Origin of the sequence: Aeromonas bestiarum (genome assembly GCF_028751155.1) — a bacterium.
Lineage (GTDB): Bacteria > Pseudomonadota > Gammaproteobacteria > Enterobacterales > Aeromonadaceae > Aeromonas > Aeromonas bestiarum.
On the sequence record NZ_CP064746.1, the window covers coordinates 371,187 to 390,178 of the forward strand.

The window sequence follows — 18,992 nt, forward strand, 5'->3', positions numbered from 1 at the left end:
GATGTAAGAGGAACGAGCGGTGTCGAGCATAGAGTCGAATAAAAAGTCGGACATAAAGAAGAAGCTGGAATCCTGTCTCAAGGAACGGATCCTGATCATCGACGGTGCCATGGGCACCATGATCCAGGGCTACAAGCTGGGTGAGGCGGACTATCGGGGCGAGCGCTTTGCCGACTGGCACACCGACATCAAGGGCAACAACGATCTGCTGGTGCTGACCCGGCCCGGGGTGATCCGCGAGATCCACGATCAGTACTGCGCCGCCGGCGCCGACATCCTCGAGACCAACACCTTCAATGCTACCCGTATCGCCATGGCCGATTACGAGATGGAAGCCTTCTCCGCCGAGATCAACCGCGAGGCCGCCCGTCTGGCCCGCGCCGTGGCGGACGAGTGGACGGCCAAGGACCCCACCAGGCCGCGCTTCGTGGCAGGGGTTTTGGGCCCCACCAACCGCACCTGCTCCATCTCGCCGGATGTGAACGATCCCGGCAAGCGCAACGTCACCTATGACCAGCTGGTGGCCGCCTACACCGAATCGACCCACGCCCTGATCGAAGGGGGTGCCGACATCATTCTGATCGAGACCATCTTCGATACCCTCAATGCCAAGGCCGCCGCCTTCGCGGTGGATCTGGTGTTCGAGGAGCTGGGCTATGCCCTGCCGGTGATGATCTCCGGCACCATCACCGACGCCTCGGGCCGCACCCTCTCCGGTCAGACCACGGAAGCCTTCTACCATTCGCTTCGCCACGTCAAACCCATCTCCTTCGGTCTCAACTGTGCGCTCGGCCCGGACGAGCTGCGGCAGTATGTGGAAGAGCTGTCGCGCATCAGTGAAACCCATGTCAGCGCCCACCCCAACGCCGGCCTGCCCAACGCGTTCGGCGAGTACGATCTGGACGCAGGCGAGATGGCGGAGCACATCCGCGAGTGGGCCCAGAGCGGCTTCCTCAACCTGGTGGGGGGCTGCTGCGGCACCACCCCGACCCACATCCGCGCCATGAGCGATGCGGTGGCGGGTATCCGTCCTCGCGTCTTGCCAACGCTGCCGGTCGCCTGCCGGCTGTCGGGCCTGGAGCCGCTCATCATCACGGCGGAGTCCATGTTCGTGAACGTGGGGGAGCGTACCAACGTCACCGGTTCGGCCAAGTTCAAGCGGCTGATCAAGGAGGGGCTCTACGACGAGGCCCTGGATGTCGCCAAGCAACAGGTGGAGAGCGGCGCCCAGATCATCGACATCAACATGGACGAGGGGATGCTGGACGCCGAGGCGGCCATGGTGCGCTTCCTGAACCTGATCGCCGGCGAGCCGGACATTGCCCGGGTGCCCGTGATGATCGACTCCTCCAAGTGGGAGGTGCTGGAAGCCGGCCTCAAGTGCGTGCAGGGCAAGCCGGTGGTCAACTCCATCTCCATGAAGGAGGGGGAGGAGAAATTCATCGCCCAGGCCAAGCTGCTGCGTCGCTATGGCGCCGCCGTCATTGTCATGGCGTTCGACGAGGTAGGTCAGGCGGACACCCGCGCCCGCAAGTTCGAGATCTGCCAGCGCGCCTACCGGATCCTGGTGGATCAGGTGGGCTTCCCGCCGGAAGACATCATCTTCGACCCGAACATCTTCGCGGTGGCGACCGGCATCGACGAGCACAACAACTACGCGGTGGACTTCATCGAGGCGGTGAAGGACATCAAGCAGCACCTGCCCTACGCCATGATCTCCGGCGGCGTTTCCAACGTCTCCTTCTCGTTTCGTGGCAACGAGCCGGTGCGCGAGGCGATCCACGCCGTCTTCCTCTATCACGCCATCCAGAACGGCATGGACATGGGGATAGTCAACGCCGGTCAGCTCGCCATCTACGAAGACATTCCGGCGGAGCTGAAGGCGAAGGTCGAGGCCGTGGTGCTGAACCTGAACAACAACGCCACCGAGGATCTGCTGGCCATCGCCGAGAAGTATCGCGGCGCCGGTGCCCAGGCGGAGGATCCACGGGATCAGGAGTGGCGCAGCTGGCCCGTGGGCAAGCGGCTCGAACACGCCCTGGTCAAGGGGCTCACCGACTTCATAGAGGAGGATACCGAAGAGGCGCGGGCCGGCGCCGAGAAGCCGCTGCACGTCATCGAAGGGCCCTTGATGGACGGCATGAATGTGGTCGGCGATCTGTTTGGCGCGGGCAAGATGTTCCTGCCCCAGGTGGTGAAGTCGGCACGAGTGATGAAGCGGGCGGTCGCCTATCTGCAACCCTACATCGAAGCCGAGAAACAGGGCGGTTACAGCAACGGCAAGATAGTGCTCGCCACCGTCAAGGGCGACGTGCACGACATCGGCAAGAACATCGTCGGGGTGGTGTTGCAGTGCAACAACTACGAGATAGTGGATCTCGGGGTCATGGTCTCCTGCGAGACCATTCTCAAGACCGCCCGCGAGGTGAATGCCGATATCATAGGCTTGTCGGGCCTGATCACTCCGTCCTTGGACGAGATGGTGCACGTGGCGAAAGAGATGGAGCGCCAGGGCTTCAAGCTGCCGCTGCTGATCGGCGGGGCCACCACCTCCAAGGCACACACAGCGGTCAAGATAGAGCAGAACTACTCTGAGCCCGTGGTCTATGTGTCGAACGCGTCGCGCGCCGTCGGGGTGGCCCAGAGCCTGTTGAACCCTGAGCTCAAGCCTGCGTTTGTCGCCCGCATCGACAAGGAGTACGAGGTCGCCCGGGATCAGCATGCCCGCAAGCAGCCGAGATCCAAGCCGGTCAGCCTGGCCCACGCCCGCGCCAACCGCCATCAGCTGGACTGGGTTGGCTATGAGCCGCCCAAGCCCCGGGAGCCCGGCGTGCAGACCTTCGAGGACGTGCCGGTTTCGGTGCTGCGCCCCTACATCGACTGGACGCCGTTTTTCCTCAGCTGGGAGCTGGCGGGCAAGTATCCGCGCATCCTGGAAGACGAGATCATAGGCGAGGAGGCGACCAAGCTGTTTGCCGATGCCAACGCCATGCTGGACAAGCTCGAGCGCGATGGAAGCGTGCGCTGCGCCGGCATCATAGGCCTGTTCCCCGCCAACGGGGTGGGGGACAGCATAGAGGTCTACACCGACGAGTCGCGCACCCAGGTGCGCAAGGTGCTGCACCACCTGCGCCAGCAGAGCGAGAAGCAGGGCTTCCCGAACTACTGCCTGGCGGACTATGTGGCACCGAAAGAGAGCGGCAAACCGGACTGGATCGGTGCCTTCGCGGTGACCGGCGGCATCGGTGAGGAGGTCATAGCGCAGGCCTACAAGGCCGATCACGATGACTACAACGCCATCCTCATCCAGGCAGTGTGCGATCGTCTCGCTGAGGCCTTCGCCGAGTACCTGCACGAGCAGGTGCGTAAAGTGCACTGGGGCTATGCCCAGGATGAGGCGCTGTCCAATGAGGAGCTTATTCGCGAGAACTACCGCGGCATACGTCCGGCGCCGGGTTATCCGGCTTGCCCCGAGCACACCGAGAAGGGCAGCATCTGGGAGCTGCTGGGGGTGGAGCAGGCCATCGGCATGAAGCTCACCGAGTCCTACGCCATGTGGCCGGGCGCGGCCGTGTCGGGCTGGTACTTCTCCCACCCCGACAGCAAATACTTCGCGGTGGCGCAGATCCAGCAGGATCAGGTGGAAGACTATGCCGTGCGCAAGGGCATGACGTTGGTGGAAGCCGAGCGCTGGCTGGGGCCAAACCTGAACTGAAGGGTGATCTCTCCGTGACACGGGTTGATCTTTGACGAGAAACGGCGGCATCCTTGGGCTGGTGGACAGACCAGCTTAGGGCCGCCGTTTGACATATCGGTGACAACGGGATTGCAGTGTGCAGTTCTGTGTGGTTTGTCTTGTTGTCAGGAGAAACAATTGGCGTTGTCTTGGCGCTGTGGCACCTTATACTCTCCCGCCCCATCCTGCCCAGGCACTGCCTTCTAGCGGAATTTTCATGAAGATCGCCATTTTATCCCGTGAGCCCAGAAACTATTCCACCCGCCGTCTGGTCGAGGTGGCACAGGCGCGCGGTCATCAGGTAGAGGTGCTCGACACCCTGCGCTGCTACATGAATATTGCCTCCCACAGCCCCTCCATTCACTACGAAGGACGCGAGCTGGAGAGTTACGACGCCGTCATCCCGCGCATCGGCGCCAGCATCACCTTTTACGGCACCGCCGTGCTGCGCCAGTTCGAGATGATGAACACCATGGCCCTCAACAGTTCGGTGGCCATCTCCCGTTCCCGTGACAAGCTGCGGGCCATGCAGTTGCTGTCGCGCCACGGCATAGGTCTGCCCATCACGGGTTATGCCCACAGCACCCACGATGTGCCGGATCTCATCACCATGGTGGGGGGCGCGCCGCTGGTGGTGAAGCTGCTGGAGGGAACCCAGGGGATAGGCGTTGTGCTGTGCGAGACCCAGAAGGCCGCCGAGAGCGTGATCGAGGCCTTTATCCAGACCAACAACAACATTCTGGTGCAGGAGTATATCCGCGAGGCCAACGGCGCCGACATTCGTTGTCTGGTGGTCAATGGCAAGGTGGTGGCGGCCATGCGTCGTCAGGCCCAGCCGGGGGAGTTTCGCTCCAACCTGCACCGTGGCGGTACCGCCGAGGCGATCAAGATAAGCCCGGAAGAGCGCGCGACTGCGGTGCAGGCCGCCAAGATCATGGGGCTGGATGTGGCCGGGGTGGATATTCTGCGCAGTGCCCGTGGCCCATTGGTGCTGGAGGTAAACTCCTCCCCCGGCCTGCAGGGGGTGGAAGCGGCCTCCGGCAAGGATGTGGCGGGCAAGATCATCGAGTTCCTCGAACTCAAGGCGAGCCGCAAGAACAAGCCTGCCGAATGAGTGCAGCAACCGGAATGGTTGGAACAGACGAGGCGCCTTCGGGCGCCTCGTCGTTTTTTGGCTCGCCGCTCGGGTGAGGGGCCGGGCCGCCAGGGTGAGCCCGATCTGGCCGTCGGTGCAGCTCAACACCCCCCTCAATCAGGTTGCCGAGGGGTCGAGCAAGAGGGGGTGGAGAAGGTCATGGCGCTGCGCGAGAAGGAGGGTTCCAGGAGGCCCTGGCCGGCGGAACGAGCGGCAAGGTAGGGTTGCAAATGACGCTCATGCTTGCGTTATCATCTGTTGCAAAATTGCACCACCTCACGATCAAACACCAATGCTTAATTATTTTCTGGATGAAGTGACTGGATTGCGGTGCCGCACTTGCCTCCAGGTGGCACAAACGCTCTACTTGGCGCCCTTCGCACGTCGCGGAACATAAAAATTTAATAAAACTATCTGCGGATTTCTTGCACGAATACGCCATTCGCGCCGACTTCCGTCATGATTTTACCTTGTCATAGGCAGACTACGCAGCATGAATAACCAAAAATTAACATCCAGAGACATAGTAGCTCTGGGCTTCATGACCTTCGCGCTCTTCGTCGGCGCAGGCAACATCATATTCCCGCCCATGGTCGGATTGCAGGCTGGTGAGCTGGTGTGGAGCGCCGCCGCCGGCTTCCTGCTGACGGCGGTCGGTCTGCCGGTGCTCACAGTGGTGGCGCTGGCCAAGGTGGGGGGCGGCGTGGATGCCCTGAGTGCGCCCATCGGCCGCAAGGCCGGGCTGCTGCTCGCCACCGTCTGCTATCTGGCCGTGGGGCCGCTGTTTGCCACCCCGCGTACGGCGACCGTCTCCTACGAGGTGGGGCTGGCGCCCCTGTTTGGCGATGATGGCTCGGCCTTGCTGATCTACAGCCTGGTCTACTTCAGCCTGGTGATCGGCATCTCCCTCTACCCGGGCCGGCTGCTCGACACAGTGGGCCACGTGCTGGCGCCGATCAAGATCCTGGCGCTGGCGGCGCTGGGCCTCGCCGTTCTGTTGTGGCCTGCCGGTTCTGCCATCCCTGCCATCGAGAGCTACCAGCATCAGCCTTTCTCCAACGGCTTCGTCAATGGCTACCTCACCATGGACACACTGGGGGCCATGGTGTTTGGCATCGTCATCGTCAATGCGGCCCGCTCGCGCGGGGTGAGCAGCGCCAAGTTGCTCACCCGTTACACCATACTGGCCGGCCTCATCGCCGGGATGGGCTTGACCCTGGTCTACCTCAGCCTGTTCCGCTTGGGCTCGGTGAGCGGTGAACTTGTGCCCCATGCCCAGAATGGCGCCGAGATCCTGCACGCCTACGTCCAGCACACCTTTGGCAGCATGGGCAGCGGCTTCCTGGCGCTGCTCATCTTCATCGCCTGTCTGGTGACGGCCGTCGGCCTGACCTGCGCCTGCGCCGAGTTCTTCGCCCAGTACCTGCCGCTCTCCTACCGCACCCTGGTGTTGCTGCTGGGGGGCTTCTCCATGCTGGTCTCGAACCTGGGGCTGAGCCACCTGATCCAGCTCTCGGTGCCGGTACTGACCGCCATCTATCCCCCCTGCATAGTGCTGGTGGTGCTGAGTTTCACCCTGCGCTGGTGGGGCAACGGCACCCGGGTGGTGGGGCCTGTCATGCTGATCAGCATGCTGTTCGGCCTGATCGACGGGCTCAAGGCCTCGGCCCTGGCCGACCTGCTGCCGGCCTGGAGCCTGGCCCTGCCCCTGAACGAGCAGGGGCTGGCCTGGCTGCCGCCCTCGCTGTGTGCCCTGCTGCTGGCGGCCCTCTGGGATCGCCTGCAGGGTCGCCCACAGGTGGCGCCTGTCAGTAAGGGCCTGGCCTGAATGCAAAACCGGCCTCTTGGCCGGTTTTGGTGGCGGAAACAATGAACAAGGCGCCCTCGGGCGCCTTGTTGTTTTCACACCATCATCGCCAGTCTGGCGCTGAAGATGCCGTCCTCCAGCCGGGTCTCTATCTGCCAGCCCAGCTTCTCGCAGATGCGCTGGATGATGGTGAGGCCGCAGCCATAGCCCAGGATCTGATCCGGCGCGGCCGCCGTCGGGTTGCTGATGGTGAGCAGGGGCCCGCACAGCTCGATCTCTATGTGTCCCTCGGCATAGCTGAGGGCGTTCTTGAGCAGGTTGCCGAGCGCGATGGCGAGCAATGAGAGGGGGGCGTTCACCTCGCTCTCCTCGTCCAGATGCAGCCGGATGTCCAGCGTCTCCCGCTGCAACAGAGGGGCCAGGCGCGCCAGCTCCTGCTGGATCAGTGGGGCTACCCGTTGTGGGGGACGCTCCACCGCCTCCTTGCGGCCCAGCAGCAGGAAGGTCTCGGTGAGCAGTGCCATCTCGTCGGCGGCGGCGCGAATGCGCAGGGTGGCGCGGGCGGCTGGAGCCGGCAGGTCAGTCACCTTGCCAAGCAGGGCGGCGGACCCCTGGATCACCATGTTGGGGGTGCGCAGCTCGTGGCTGGCGAAGCGGCTGAACTCCTGTTCGCGGGCGAACACGGCGGCCACCTCGTGCTTGCCGGTCAGCAGCGCCAGCTCTATGTCTCGCAGCTCCTGCCAGGGGGCGTCGGGTACGAAATCCGCCTGATCCGGCGTGAGATGAGCCACCCGTTGACGCAATCGCTCAAGGGGGCGCGTGATGTGGCGCACCAGCCAGATGCCGAAGCCGATGCAGGCGAGCAGCAGGGCCAGCCCGATCAGCCGGGTCGCCAGATGCAGCTGGTCTTCATAGGGATCAAGGTAGTCGTCGGCATCATCGTTGAATACCAGGTAGAGCAGCCCCTCGCCGGACGGATGGAGCCGCACCAGGAAGTGCTTGTCTTCATCCCCCAGCACATGTTCGTAGAAGCCCGGGCTCTGATAGGGCTTGAGCCAGGCGGGCAGCCGGCCAGCCTGGGTCCAGTAGCTGGAGAACTGACGCGGGCTGGGGGCGGGGGCCGCCACGCCGAGCCGCAGCCAGTCATCGTTGTAGCGGGTCACCTCGGCTTCCAGCCAGTGACGCAGGCTCAGCTCCTCCATCTTGTCTTCGGCCACCACCATCAGCAGGCTGATGATGATCAGCAGCAGCATGCCAGCCCCGCTCAGGGTCAGGATCAGGCGACGGCGCAGGCTGGGCAGGCTGTCCTGGGCATCTGGCCGTGTCTGGTCAAGGCCTTCGGCAGGCTGGCCCATTGAGTCACCCGATGGGGATGGCTCATGGCCTCCGGGTTTGGTCATGGGGTCACCAGCCGATAGCCCTGACCGTGCAGGGTTTCCAGCATGGGGGTGGCAAAGGGTTTGTCGAGGGCGTTGCGCAGGGCATAGATGTGGCTGCGCAGGGCGTCGGAGTCGGGCTCTTCATCGCCCCAGACGGTGTCGAGCACCTCCTGACGGCTCACCAGATGGGGGGCGCGACGCACCAGCAGGGTGAGGATCTGGAACGGGATCTTGCCGAGCTTGAGCTCGACCCCGGCGCGGGTGGCGCGGCCACTGGCCGGATCCAGCGTCAGCTCGCCCACGCACAGCGCCCCCATGTCGCAGCGGGGGCCGCGCAGGGCCAGCGCCTGCAGCCGCACTTCCAGCTCCTCCATGGCGAAGGGCTTGACCAGATAGTCATCGCCACCGGCCCGAAAGCCCGCCAGCTTGTCATCCAGGCTGTCGCGGGCGGTGAGAAACAGCACTGGAGTCGATACCCCATCGGCTCTCAGCCGCTCTACCGTGCTCAGACCATCCAGGCGTGGCATCATGACGTCCATTATGATGACGTCGAAGCGCTGCTGCGCCAGCAGTTGCAGCGCTGCCTGACCGTGATAGGCACAGTCCATCCTGTGCCCGGCCAGCTCCAGGTAATCCATGATGGTTTCCGCTACCTGGGGATTGTCTTCCACCACCAGTATTTTCATGTTTTGATCTCCTGGTTTTGACCGGCATTTCACGCTCGTCTCACACCGGACAAGCCATTCTGTGTGGCAGTGTAACCCCGAGGATCCCCGATGAAGAAGTCTCTCTGCGCGCTCTTGCTGTTTATCTTGTTGCCACTTGGTACCGCGCAGTCGGCCGAGTTCAAGTTGACCGGCCGCACCACCTGGCAGCTGGGCCAGCTGATGGTCAACGGCATTCCCTTCGTGCTCGATGAAGGGACCCGCTTCAAGGACGGGCTGAGCGAGGACGATCTCGGTGGCACCTGGGTCGATCTGGAAGGGGTGATGGAGGGCGAGCTGAGGGTGATCCGCGAAGTGGAGGCGCTGGAGGAGGACGATGAGATGGAGCTGGAAGGGCCGGTCGCACAGGGGCGTATCTGGGGATATGTCACCTCGGATGACAGCCTGGCCCCGTTCGAAGGCCGCTGGCTGGAGCTGGAGTGCAAGTTTGACGGCATGCGGTTGAGCCGCTGCCGCGAGGACGACTGAATATAAGCTTCATTTGTCTACCGGCAAAATGGCCTGCCCAGATCCATAGTTAAACCTCAACACGAGTTTGACCATGGGCTTATTGCTATGACGCGCACCTCCCTTCTGTTGCTGGCACTGCCGCTCTGCACCCTGGCCGCCGATGGCGAGCTCTGGCTGGTGGAACTGGAACACAACGACGGCATTCGCCTGCAATTTCAGGGCGCTGAACTGGAACTGGGCAGTGCACGCCTGAGCGGGGTTCGCCACACAGGCGAGCTCAGACCCGGCATGCGGCTCGCCATCCTCAGTCGTGACGGGGTCGCCGAGCATATTCGCCGCACAGATCTCGCGCCCGAGTCAGCTGCGGCCGTTCACTGGCGACGGGCACAGGCCCCCTTGCTTGCGGTGGCCGGTCACTCGCTGCAATTGCAGGGGTTGGGCACAATCACCTTCGATGCCGGCACCCGCTGGCTCAACGGCGGTCCCGCCGATCTGCAACCGGGTCGCCAATTGGTGCTGAGCCGCGATGAAACGGGTCGGGTAACCGAGATCCTGATCCCCAACCCCGAGGATGAACCGGAATAAGGATCATGCAGCCAAACGCTTAATATTTATTTTGCTAAATTAGAAATATCTTTTTATCTATATTCCAAAAGATGATTAAGTGACGAATAAAATAATAGAGTGAGTACTCTGATATTATATCAATCAATATCGAATGAAGTTCAATTTATGATTTTGTTAATATATTGTGCATATTAAAATGTGGGTTGGATCGCATATTGAGATTAATATGACTGATATTGTCGTACTCACATGCCACCCGCTGATATATAAGGTTGGTGAATGCATGTCAATGTTCAATATATTGGGGTTGCTATGCAAAAATTAAAAATAACTGGCTTGTCATTAATCATATCCGGCCTGCTGATGGCACAGGCGCAAGCGGCTGAGCCCGTCTATCCAGACCAGCTTCGCTTGTTTTCATTGGGCCAAGGGGTCTGTGGCGACAAGTATCGCCCCGTCAATCGAGAAGAAGCCCAGAGTGTTAAAAGCAATATTGTCGGCATGATGGGACAATGGCAAATAAGCGGGCTGGCCAACGGTTGGGTCATTATGGGGCCGGGTTATAACGGTGAAATAAAACCAGGGGCAGCGTCCAATACCTGGTGTTATCCGACCAATCCTGTTACCGGTGAAATACCAACGCTGTCTGCCCTGGATATTCCAGATGGTGACGAAGTCGATGTGCAGTGGCGACTGGTACATGACAGTGCGAATTTCATCAAACCAACCAGCTATCTGGCCCATTACCTCGGTTATGCCTGGGTGGGCGGCAATCACAGCCAATATGTCGGTGAAGACATGGATGTGACCCGTGATGGCGATGGCTGGGTGATCCGTGGCAACAATGACGGCGGCTGTGACGGCTATCGCTGTGGTGACAAGACCGCCATCAAGGTCAGCAACTTCGCCTATAACCTGGATCCCGACAGCTTCAAGCATGGCGATGTCACCCAGTCCGACCGCCAGCTGGTCAAGACAGTGGTGGGCTGGGCAGTCAACGACAGCGACACCCCCCAATCCGGTTATGATGTCACCCTGCGTTACGACACAGCCACCAACTGGTCCAAGACCAACACCTATGGCCTGAGCGAGAAGGTGACCACCAAGAACAAGTTCAAGTGGCCACTGGTGGGGGAAACCGAACTCTCCATCGAGATTGCTGCCAACCAGTCCTGGGCGTCCCAGAACGGGGGCTCGACCACCACCTCCCTGTCTCAGTCCGTGCGACCGACTGTGCCGGCCCGCTCCAAGATCCCGGTGAAGATCGAGCTCTACAAGGCCGACATCTCCTACCCCTATGAGTTCAAGGCCGATGTCAGCTATGACCTGACCCTGAGCGGCTTCCTGCGCTGGGGCGGCAACGCCTGGTATACCCATCCGGACAACCGTCCGAACTGGAACCACACCTTCGTCATAGGCCCGTACAAGGACAAGGCGAGCAGCATTCGCTACCAGTGGGACAAGCGTTACATCCCGGGTGAAGTGAAGTGGTGGGACTGGAACTGGACCATACAGCAGAACGGTCTGTCTACCATGCAGAACAACCTGGCCAGAGTGCTGCGCCCGGTGCGGGCGGGGATCACCGGTGATTTCAGTGCCGAGAGCCAGTTTGCCGGCAACATCGAGATCGGTGCTCCCGTGCCGCTCGCGGCTGACAGCAAGGTGCGTCGTGCTCGCAGTGTGGACGGCGCTGGTCAGGGCCTGAGGCTGGAGATCCCGCTCGATGCGCAAGAGCTCTCCGGGCTTGGCTTCAACAACGTCAGCCTCAGCGTGACCCCTGCTGCCAATCAATAACGGCAGCGCGTTGTAGTGATGGAACCGGGCCTCTGGCCCGGTTTTTGTTTGCACTGGTCGGGCTTGTTAAAGGCTTGTGCTTTCCATTTCCCCACTTATACTGGCGCCATCTTGTCGGAGTGCCAACCGTCGAACGACGCGAGGCTGAGACCGTTAATTCGGGATCCGTGGAACCTGATCAGGCTAGCACCTGCGAAGGGAAACAAGGGTAACTTGCGGGTTGCCGCGCCGGGGGAGGGACAAGCCTCTCCCGCTCATCAAGAGGAGCCATTCCTCGATGAGTCAGAGCGCACAAGAGGGAGTCTGTCCGGTCCGGTCTGCCCAGGAGGGCGCCGTACGACCCACCTGACAAGGGGGGATCCGGACAGCAGAGCAGGGAGGAACAGATCCCGGGCTCGCTCCCTCTTGCGGCACAACTCACCCACAGGTTCATCACTTCTCCTCGAACTCCAGACAAGCAAACACCCATAACTTCAACCAGTTAATGAGAGTTTTGCTATGTCTACTTCCGTATCATCCGCCACTGAACAGGCCGTATCCGAGCAGGCTGTTTCCGAACAGCGCAAGCCAGCCCCCAGCCGTCGCGAGCAGCGCGCCAGCGCCCAGCGCTTTATCGACAACCTCAAGGGGATGGCCCACCCCAACTCCAGCCGCATCTTCATCGAAGGTTCTCGCCCCGATATCCGGGTGGGGCTGCGTGAAATCACCCTGGCCGACACCCTGGTCGGCGGCAGCAAGGAGAGCCCGCAGTTCGAAGCCAACGAGCCCGTCCCCGTCTATGACACCTCGGGTGCCTATGGCGATGAGCATGCGGTCATCGACGTGCGTCTCGGTCTGCCGCGTCTGCGGCAAGGCTGGGTGCTGGAGCGGGGAGATACCGAAGAGCTCTCTGGTCTCAGCTCCGCCTTCACTCAGGAGCGCCTCGCCGACGAGGGGCTGGATCACCTGCGTTTCGATAACTTGCCCAAGCCCCGCCGCGCCAAGCCGGGCCGCCGGGTGACCCAGCTACACTATGCCCGCCAGGGGCTGGTCACCCCGGAGATGGAATTTATCGCCATCCGCGAGAACATGGGCCGCGAGCGGGTGCGATCCGAGCTGCTGCTGCGCCAGCATCCGGGTCAGGGTTTCGGCGCCCGCCTGCCCGAGAACATCACCCCCGAGTTCGTGCGCGATGAGGTGGCTGCCGGCCGCGCCATCATCCCCAACAACGTCAACCACCCGGAAACCGAGCCCATGATCATAGGCCGCAACTTCCTGGTGAAGATCAACGCCAACATAGGCAACTCGGCGGTCAGCTCCAGCATCGAAGAGGAGGTGGAGAAGCTGGTGTGGTCGACCCGCTGGGGCGCCGACACCGTCATGGATCTCTCCACCGGTCGCAACATCCACGAGACCCGCGAGTGGATCCTGCGCAACAGCCCGGTCCCCATCGGTACCGTGCCCATCTATCAGGCCTTGGAGAAGACCAACGGCATCGCCGAAGACCTCACCTGGGAGCTGTTCCGCGACACCCTGCTCGAACAGGCCGAGCAGGGGGTGGATTACTTCACCATCCATGCCGGCGTCTTGCTGCGCTACGTGCCCATGACCGCCAAGCGCCTCACCGGCATCGTCTCACGCGGCGGCAGCATCATGGCCAAGTGGTGCCTATCGCACCACAAGGAGAACTTCCTCTACCAGCATTTTCGCGAGATCTGCGAGCTGTGCGCCGCCTATGACGTGGCCTTGTCGCTCGGCGACGGCCTGCGTCCCGGCTCAGTCTATGATGCCAACGACGAAGCCCAGTTCGCCGAGCTGTACACCCTGGGCGAGCTGACCAAGATCGCCTGGGAGTACGACGTCCAGGTGATGATCGAGGGGCCGGGCCATGTGCCCATGCACATGATAGAGCGCAACATGACGGAGCAGCTGGAACACTGCCACGAGGCGCCCTTCTATACGTTGGGCCCGCTCACCACAGACATAGCCCCCGGCTACGATCACTTCACCTCCGGCATAGGCGCCGCCATGATCGGCTGGTACGGCTGCGCCATGCTCTGCTACGTTACCCCCAAGGAGCACCTGGGGCTGCCGAACAAGGAGGACGTGAAGCAAGGCCTCATCACCTACAAGATCGCCGCCCACGCCGCGGATCTCGCCAAGGGTCACCCGGGCGCCCAGATCCGCGACAACGCCATGTCCAAGGCGCGCTTCGAGTTCCGCTGGGAGGATCAGTTCAATCTGGCGCTGGATCCCGAAACCGCCCGCGCCTACCACGACGAGACTCTGCCCCAGGAGTCCGGCAAGGTGGCGCACTTCTGCTCCATGTGCGGCCCCAAGTTCTGCTCCATGAAGATCACCCAGGACGTGCGCGACTATGCGGCCAGCCTGGAAGCGGTCGAGGTGAAGCTGGTGGGCATGGATGGCCAGCAGGAGCGGGTGGTGGCCGAGGTGGAAAGCGGCATGAGTCGCATGGCTGAGACCTTCAAGGAGAAGGGGAGCGAACTCTACCATCAGGCGGCGGCCCTCAAACCGGCGCGGGAGGAGGCATGAACAGCCGACCCATAGTCTGGACCATAGCCGGTTCCGACTCGGGGGGCGGCGCCGGTATTCAGGCCGATCTGCACACATTGCACAGCCTGGGTGTACACGGCTGCTCCGTCATCTCCGCCATCACGGCCCAGAATTCGGTGGCGGTGAAGATGGTCGACCCAGTGCTGATGCAGACCTTCTGCGCCCAGATCGACGCCCTCGGCGTCGATCTGCCGGCGGCGGCCATCAAGATAGGCCTGCTGCCGACCCGGCTCCATGTGGAGGTGTTGGCCCGGCGGCTCGATACTCTGGCAGCGCCTTTTGTGGTCTACGACCCGGTGGCGATTGCCAGCACGGGCACCCCCATGGCCGAAGCCAATATGCTGGCGGCGGTGCGTGAGCAGCTGCTGCCGCGCCTCTCCCTCATCACCCCCAATGGCCCCGAGCTGGAGGCGCTGACCGGCATTCCCGCCAGCAGCCCTGAGCTGGTGCGGGCGGGGGCGGCGCGACTGCGGGAACTCGGCGCCCGCGCCGTGCTGGTCAAGGGCGGCCATCTGGGCTGGAGCGACGAGCTCTGCCTCGATTACTACCAGGACGAGCACCGCGAGTTCTGGCTAGGGGCGCCACGCCTCGACACCCGCCACGGCCACGGCACCGGTTGTTGTTATGCCAGCGCCATTGCCGCCGTGGTGGCGCAGGATCACCCGGTCGATGACGCCATCACGCTGGCGCGCGCCTACCTGCAGCAAGGCTTGGCAGGGGCGCAAGGGGTGGGGGCCGGCCCGGGCCCCATAGCCCATCTCGGCTGGCCGACCAGTCTCGCGCACTTTCCCCGCGCCGTATTGGCGGGGTCGAGCCTGGATCGCCGTTTTGGTCTCTATCCCGCCAGCGAGGCTCGCCTGCCGGATGGCCCCTTCGCCCAAACCGAACATCGGCTCGGCCTCTATCCTGTGGTGGATTCGGTCAAGTGGCTCAGGCGCCTGCTGGGGGCCGGGGTCAAGACCATCCAGCTGCGCATCAAGAACCTGCCCGCCGCCCAGGTTGCGCCAGCGATAGCCGAGGCGGTGGCGCTCGGTCGCCGCTTTGGTGCGAGGCTCTTTATCAACGACCATTGGCAGCAGGCCATAGCCGCCGGTGCCTGGGGCGTGCATCTGGGGCAGGAGGACATGGAGACGGCGGATCTCGCCGCCATCCAGGCCGCCGGCCTGCGCCTCGGTCTCTCCACCCACGGCTACTTCGAGCTGATGCGGGCCCGGGAGCTGGCCCCTTCCTATATAGCGCTGGGTCATATCTTCCCCACCAATACCAAGCAGATGCCGTCCCGCCCGCAGGGGCTGGTGCGGCTGCAACGCTACCGGGCACTCATGTGCGACTGGCCGACGGTCGCCATCGGCGGCATCGGCGAGGATAGGGTGGCTGCGGTGCAGGCAAGCGGGGTGGGCAGCATTGCCCTGGTCTCTGCCATCACGGCCAGCGACGACTGGCAGGGGGCGACCGAGCGGCTGCTGGCGGCCGTGGGAGCGGGGGATGAGCCCTGCTCTGCGCTTACCCATCAGGCCATCACGCAGCAGGAGGCCGATCATGCTCTCTGATGCTGAATACCTGCGCTACGGCAGGCAGCTGATGCTGAGCGAAATCGGCGAGGCGGGGCAGGCGAGGCTGAAAGAGGCATCCGTGCTGATCGTCGGCCTCGGTGGGCTCGGCTCGCCGTTGGCGCTCTATCTGGCCGGAGCCGGGGTGGGCACCTTGTGGCTCGCCGACGGCGACGTGGTGGATTCCAGCAACCTGCCGCGCCAGATCCTGTTCGATTCCGAGGCGGTCAATCGCTCCAAGGCCGAGCTGGCCCGCGAGCGGTTGGCGACCCACAACCCCCATGTGGAGCTGATTGCCATCAATCAGCGGCTCGATGAGCAGAGCCTGCCAGCCTTCGTGGCCGAGGTGGATCTGGTTGTCGACTGCTGCGACAACCTGGCCAGCCGTCACGCCATCAACGCCGTCTGCGTGGCTCATAACAAGCCCTGGATCTCGGCCGCCGCCGTCGGCTGGCAGGGTCAGCTGATGGTGCGAGCCACCCCCGAACAGGCCTGCTACGCCTGCCTCTATCCGCTGGATACCCGCATCACGGAGAGCTGCCAGAGCAGCGGCGTCACAGGCCCCTTGGTGGGGGTGATGGGCGCCTTGCAGGCGCTGGAAGCCCTGCGTCTGCTGCTGGGCAAACCCAGCCCGGTTGCGGGAACCCTGCGCCGTTTCGATGCCCTGACCCACGAGTGGCAGACCCTGGGGTTGTCCCCCGATCCCGCCTGCCCTGTGTGCGGCAGCGTCACCCTTGCCCAGCCCATGGAGGATGCGCAATGAAGATCCGATTGAACGACAGCGAGCTGGTGCTGACGACCAGCCCGGATAACCAGATCAGCGTGGCCGAGCTGCTGGCGGCCCGCGAGGTAGCCCCGCAAGGGGTGGCGGTGGCCCTCAACGGCGCCGTGCTGCCCCGCAGCCGCTGGCCAGACACCCGACTCAATGACGGGGACCAGATCCACCTTTTCACTGCCATCGCCGGAGGCTGAGATGCTGACCATAGCCGACCATGAATTTTCGTCCCGTCTCTTTACCGGCACAGGCAAGTTTGCCCGCCCGGATCTGATGGCGGCCGCCATCGAAGCAAGCGGCTCCCGGCTGGTGACCATGGCCATCAAGCGCCTCGAACCCGGCAAGCGCCACGACGATATCCTCACCCCGCTGCTCAAACTCGGGGTCAAGCTGCTGCCCAACACCTCGGGCGCCAAGACGGCCGCCGAGGCGGTGTTTGCCGCCCATCTGGCCCGGGAGGCGCTCGGTACAAACTGGCTGAAACTCGAGATCCACCCCGATCCCAAATATCTGCTGCCCGATCCCATAGAGACCCTCAAGGCGGCCGAACAGCTGGTGAAAGAGGGTTTCGTGGTGCTGCCCTACTGCGGGGCCGATCCCGTGCTCTGCAAGCGGCTCGAAGAGGTGGGCTGCGCCGCCGTCATGCCGCTCGGCGCCCCCATCGGCTCCAATCAGGGGCTGGTGACCCGGGATTTCCTCGCCATCATCATCGAACAGGCGCGGGTGCCCGTGGTGGTGGATGCGGGGATAGGTGCGCCGAGCCACGCCGCCGCCGCCTTTGAGCTGGGTGCCGACGCCGTGCTGGTCAACACCGCCATCGCCGTGAGCCGGGATCCGGTCGCCATGGGCCGCGCCTTCGCGCTCGCCTGCGAGGCCGGTCGCAGCGCCTATGAGGCGGGCCTCGGCGCGCGCGGTCTGCAAGCCAGCGCCTCCAGCCCGCTTACCGATTTTCTGGAGGCCTTATGAGCCTGAGCACTGGGCAAGACTCGGTGGTGATGGCCTCTCTCGCCCCGATTCCCGAGATGGATGGGATCCGCTCCCCTCTGCCTGTGGGAGAGGGGGTGAGGGCCGCAGCTGAGACAAAGGAAGCAAGCTTTGTCGAGCGCTGGCGCGAGCTGGAGTGGGACGATATCGGCATGCAGATCCGTGCCAAGACGACCCGGGATGTCGAGCTGGCGCTGGCCAATCCGCGCCGCACCCTGCAGGACTTTATGGCGCTGATCTCCCCGGCCGCCGAGCCCTTCCTGCCCCGGATGGCGGAGCTGGCGGAGCGCCTCACCCGCCAGCGTTTCGGCAATACGGTGGGCTTCTATGTGCCCCTCTATCTGTCGAACCTCTGTGCCAACGACTGCTCCTACTGCGGCTTCTCCATGAGCAATCGCTTGAAGCGCAAGACCTTGAATAGCGATGAGATTGAGCGGGAATGTCTGGCCATCAAGGCGCGCGGCTTCGACAGCGTGCTGCTGGTGACAGGCGAGCACGAGAGCAAGGTGGGCATGGCCTATTTTCGTGAGCAGCTGCCGCAGATCCGCCGCCATTTCAGCGCGTTGGCGATGGAGGTGCAGCCCCTGTCGCAGGCCGATTACGCCGAGCTCAAGACCCTGGGGCTGGATGCCGTCATGGTCTATCAGGAGACCTATCACGCCCCCAGTTACGCCCGCCATCACCTGCGCGGCAACAAGCAGGACATAGAGTGGCGGCTCGCCACCCCGGAGCGGCTGGGCAGGGCCGGCATCGACAAGATAGGGTTGGGGGCGCTGATCGGCCTCTCATCTGATTGGCGCATCGACAGCTATTTCGTGGCCGAGCACCTGAGCTGGCTTGAGCGCCACCACTGGCAGAGCCGCTATTCGCTCTCCTTCCCGCGCCTGCGTCCCTGCACCGGCGGCCTGCAGCCCGAGGTGGTGATGTCGGACAGGCAACTGGTGCAGCTCATCTGCGCCTGGCGCCTCTTCTCGCCAACTCTGGAGTTGTCGCTGTCGACCCGGGAATCCCCTGCGTTTCGCAACGGCGCCCTGCGCCTCGGCATCACCCAGATGTCGGCGGAATCGCGCACCCAGCCGGGCGGTTATGCGGAAGGGGACAAGGAGGAGCTGGAGCAGTTTGCCATCCACGACGACAGATCCCTCGGTGAGGTAGCCGATGCCGTCAGGCAGGCTGGGTTGCAGCCGGTGTTCAAGGACTGGGAGGCGTTTTTGGGCCGATAGGGGCGGCCAGGCCCCCCTTGGCTGGGTAGCTGCCCGGCATGGCGGCTGGATTCCGCTGCCTGTGGCAAGCCTGATGGCACGGCGTCGCCGTGCCGTCGTAGGGTCGATTAGCCGTCAGGCGTAATCGTCCGTTCCGAGTTACGGGGGAAATGGCACGGCCTTGCCGTGCAGGACGCGAGGCCGCTGGCCTCGAAGGGGTTTCGCCCGCCCTTCGGGCTTGGGCGAGTAACTTTTCTTTGCGTGGCCAAAGAAAAGTCACCAAAAGAAAGGCCACCCCCGCCAATCCGACCGCTACGCGGTTGCCCTCGGGTCAG

The 18,992-nt window shown here is 63.2% G+C and carries 14 protein-coding genes and 1 riboswitch; of the genes, 12 read left to right on the forward strand and 2 right to left on the reverse strand.

Features of this window, described 5'->3' with window-relative positions; genetic code table 11:
• The first annotated feature begins 19 nt into the window (after positions 1–19).
• From metH to brnQ, 3 genes are all read left to right on the forward strand, one after another.
• Entirely contained in the window at positions 20–3,715 is a 3,696-nt protein-coding gene (metH, locus tag IU367_RS01795; RefSeq protein WP_274453276.1) for a methionine synthase, read from the forward strand.
• A gap of 238 nt (positions 3,716–3,953) precedes the next feature.
• Positions 3,954–4,850, forward strand: coding sequence for a 30S ribosomal protein S6--L-glutamate ligase (gene rimK / locus IU367_RS01800; protein WP_043134929.1), 897 nt, complete (start codon positions 3,954–3,956; stop codon positions 4,848–4,850).
• Between the two features lie 514 nt (positions 4,851–5,364).
• Positions 5,365–6,699 (forward strand): branched-chain amino acid transport system II carrier protein, encoded by a 1,335-nt coding sequence (brnQ, locus tag IU367_RS01805; protein ID WP_274453277.1) that lies wholly within the window; start codon positions 5,365–5,367, stop codon positions 6,697–6,699.
• Between the two features lie 74 nt (positions 6,700–6,773).
• Here the strand turns inward: brnQ and IU367_RS01810 are convergent, their stop codons facing one another.
• Together IU367_RS01810 and IU367_RS01815 are read right to left on the reverse strand one after the other, a co-directional pair.
• Positions 6,774–8,033, reverse strand: a complete 1,260-nt coding sequence (locus IU367_RS01810; RefSeq protein WP_274454333.1) for a sensor histidine kinase — start codon at positions 8,031–8,033, stop codon at positions 6,774–6,776.
• 41 nt (positions 8,034–8,074) lie between these two features.
• Positions 8,075–8,743 carry a response regulator transcription factor gene (locus IU367_RS01815; protein WP_274453278.1) on the reverse strand — a complete coding sequence of 223 codons (669 nt, stop codon included), beginning with the start codon at positions 8,741–8,743 and terminating at the stop codon, positions 8,075–8,077.
• 90 nt (positions 8,744–8,833) lie between these two features.
• Here IU367_RS01815 and IU367_RS01820 point away from each other — a divergent pair, with 90 nt between their 5' ends.
• From IU367_RS01820 to thiH, 9 genes are all read left to right on the forward strand, one after another.
• Positions 8,834–9,250, forward strand: a complete 417-nt coding sequence (locus IU367_RS01820) for a hypothetical protein (RefSeq protein ID WP_043134934.1) — start codon at positions 8,834–8,836, stop codon at positions 9,248–9,250.
• Between the two features lie 87 nt (positions 9,251–9,337).
• The gene (locus tag IU367_RS01825; RefSeq protein WP_241280162.1) at positions 9,338–9,817 is read left to right on the forward strand and encodes a hypothetical protein; all 480 of its coding nucleotides are present in this window, start codon (positions 9,338–9,340) and stop codon (positions 9,815–9,817) included.
• 294 nt (positions 9,818–10,111) lie between these two features.
• Positions 10,112–11,593, forward strand: coding sequence for a beta-barrel pore-forming toxin aerolysin (gene aerA, locus IU367_RS01830; RefSeq protein ID WP_274453280.1), 1,482 nt, complete (start codon positions 10,112–10,114; stop codon positions 11,591–11,593).
• Between the two features lie 105 nt (positions 11,594–11,698).
• Positions 11,699–11,812, forward strand: a riboswitch (TPP riboswitch).
• Between the two features lie 279 nt (positions 11,813–12,091).
• Positions 12,092–14,125: a phosphomethylpyrimidine synthase ThiC gene (gene thiC, locus IU367_RS01835; protein WP_274453281.1), complete on the forward strand. Its 2,034-nt coding sequence runs from the start codon at positions 12,092–12,094 to the stop codon at positions 14,123–14,125.
• Positions 14,122–15,696 carry a thiamine phosphate synthase gene (thiE, locus tag IU367_RS01840; protein ID WP_274453282.1) on the forward strand — a complete coding sequence of 525 codons (1,575 nt, stop codon included), beginning with the start codon at positions 14,122–14,124 and terminating at the stop codon, positions 15,694–15,696. The genes thiC and thiE overlap by 4 nt, the downstream gene beginning before the upstream one ends.
• Positions 15,686–16,459, forward strand: a complete 774-nt coding sequence (locus IU367_RS01845; RefSeq protein ID WP_274453283.1) for a HesA/MoeB/ThiF family protein — start codon at positions 15,686–15,688, stop codon at positions 16,457–16,459. Before thiE ends, IU367_RS01845 begins: the two co-directional genes overlap by 11 nt.
• On the forward strand, positions 16,456–16,668 hold the full coding sequence (gene thiS, locus IU367_RS01850; RefSeq protein ID WP_098980943.1) for a sulfur carrier protein ThiS: 213 nt from the start codon (positions 16,456–16,458) through the stop codon (positions 16,666–16,668). Before IU367_RS01845 ends, thiS begins: the two co-directional genes overlap by 4 nt.
• 1 nt (position 16,669) lies before the next feature.
• Positions 16,670–17,437, forward strand: coding sequence for a thiazole synthase (locus tag IU367_RS01855; RefSeq protein ID WP_131730211.1), 768 nt, complete (start codon positions 16,670–16,672; stop codon positions 17,435–17,437).
• A gap of 56 nt (positions 17,438–17,493) precedes the next feature.
• Positions 17,494–18,678 (forward strand): 2-iminoacetate synthase ThiH, encoded by a 1,185-nt coding sequence (gene thiH / locus IU367_RS01860; protein ID WP_420796500.1) that lies wholly within the window; start codon positions 17,494–17,496, stop codon positions 18,676–18,678.
• Positions 18,679–18,992: the final 314 nt, after the last annotated feature.

What these genes read in the sequence shown, in the direction of transcription:
- rimK (WP_043134929.1), top strand. Translation starts at nt 3,954, where the DNA reads ATGAAGATCGCCATTTTATCCCGTGAGCCCAGAAACTATTCCACCCGC.
- brnQ (WP_274453277.1), top strand. Translation starts at nt 5,365, where the DNA reads ATGAATAACCAAAAATTAACATCCAGAGACATAGTAGCTCTGGGCTTC.
- IU367_RS01810 (WP_274454333.1), bottom strand. Translation starts at nt 8,033, where the DNA reads ATGGGCCAGCCTGCCGAAGGCCTTGACCAGACACGGCCAGATGCCCAG.
- IU367_RS01815 (WP_274453278.1), bottom strand. Translation starts at nt 8,743, where the DNA reads ATGAAAATACTGGTGGTGGAAGACAATCCCCAGGTAGCGGAAACCATC.
- IU367_RS01820 (WP_043134934.1), top strand. Translation starts at nt 8,834, where the DNA reads ATGAAGAAGTCTCTCTGCGCGCTCTTGCTGTTTATCTTGTTGCCACTT.
- IU367_RS01825 (WP_241280162.1), top strand. Translation starts at nt 9,338, where the DNA reads ATGACGCGCACCTCCCTTCTGTTGCTGGCACTGCCGCTCTGCACCCTG.
- aerA (WP_274453280.1), top strand. Translation starts at nt 10,112, where the DNA reads ATGCAAAAATTAAAAATAACTGGCTTGTCATTAATCATATCCGGCCTG.
- thiC (WP_274453281.1), top strand. Translation starts at nt 12,092, where the DNA reads ATGTCTACTTCCGTATCATCCGCCACTGAACAGGCCGTATCCGAGCAG.
- thiE (WP_274453282.1), top strand. Translation starts at nt 14,122, where the DNA reads ATGAACAGCCGACCCATAGTCTGGACCATAGCCGGTTCCGACTCGGGG.
- IU367_RS01845 (WP_274453283.1), top strand. Translation starts at nt 15,686, where the DNA reads ATGCTCTCTGATGCTGAATACCTGCGCTACGGCAGGCAGCTGATGCTG.
- thiS (WP_098980943.1), top strand. Translation starts at nt 16,456, where the DNA reads ATGAAGATCCGATTGAACGACAGCGAGCTGGTGCTGACGACCAGCCCG.
- IU367_RS01855 (WP_131730211.1), top strand. Translation starts at nt 16,670, where the DNA reads ATGCTGACCATAGCCGACCATGAATTTTCGTCCCGTCTCTTTACCGGC.
- thiH (WP_420796500.1), top strand. Translation starts at nt 17,494, where the DNA reads ATGGATGGGATCCGCTCCCCTCTGCCTGTGGGAGAGGGGGTGAGGGCC.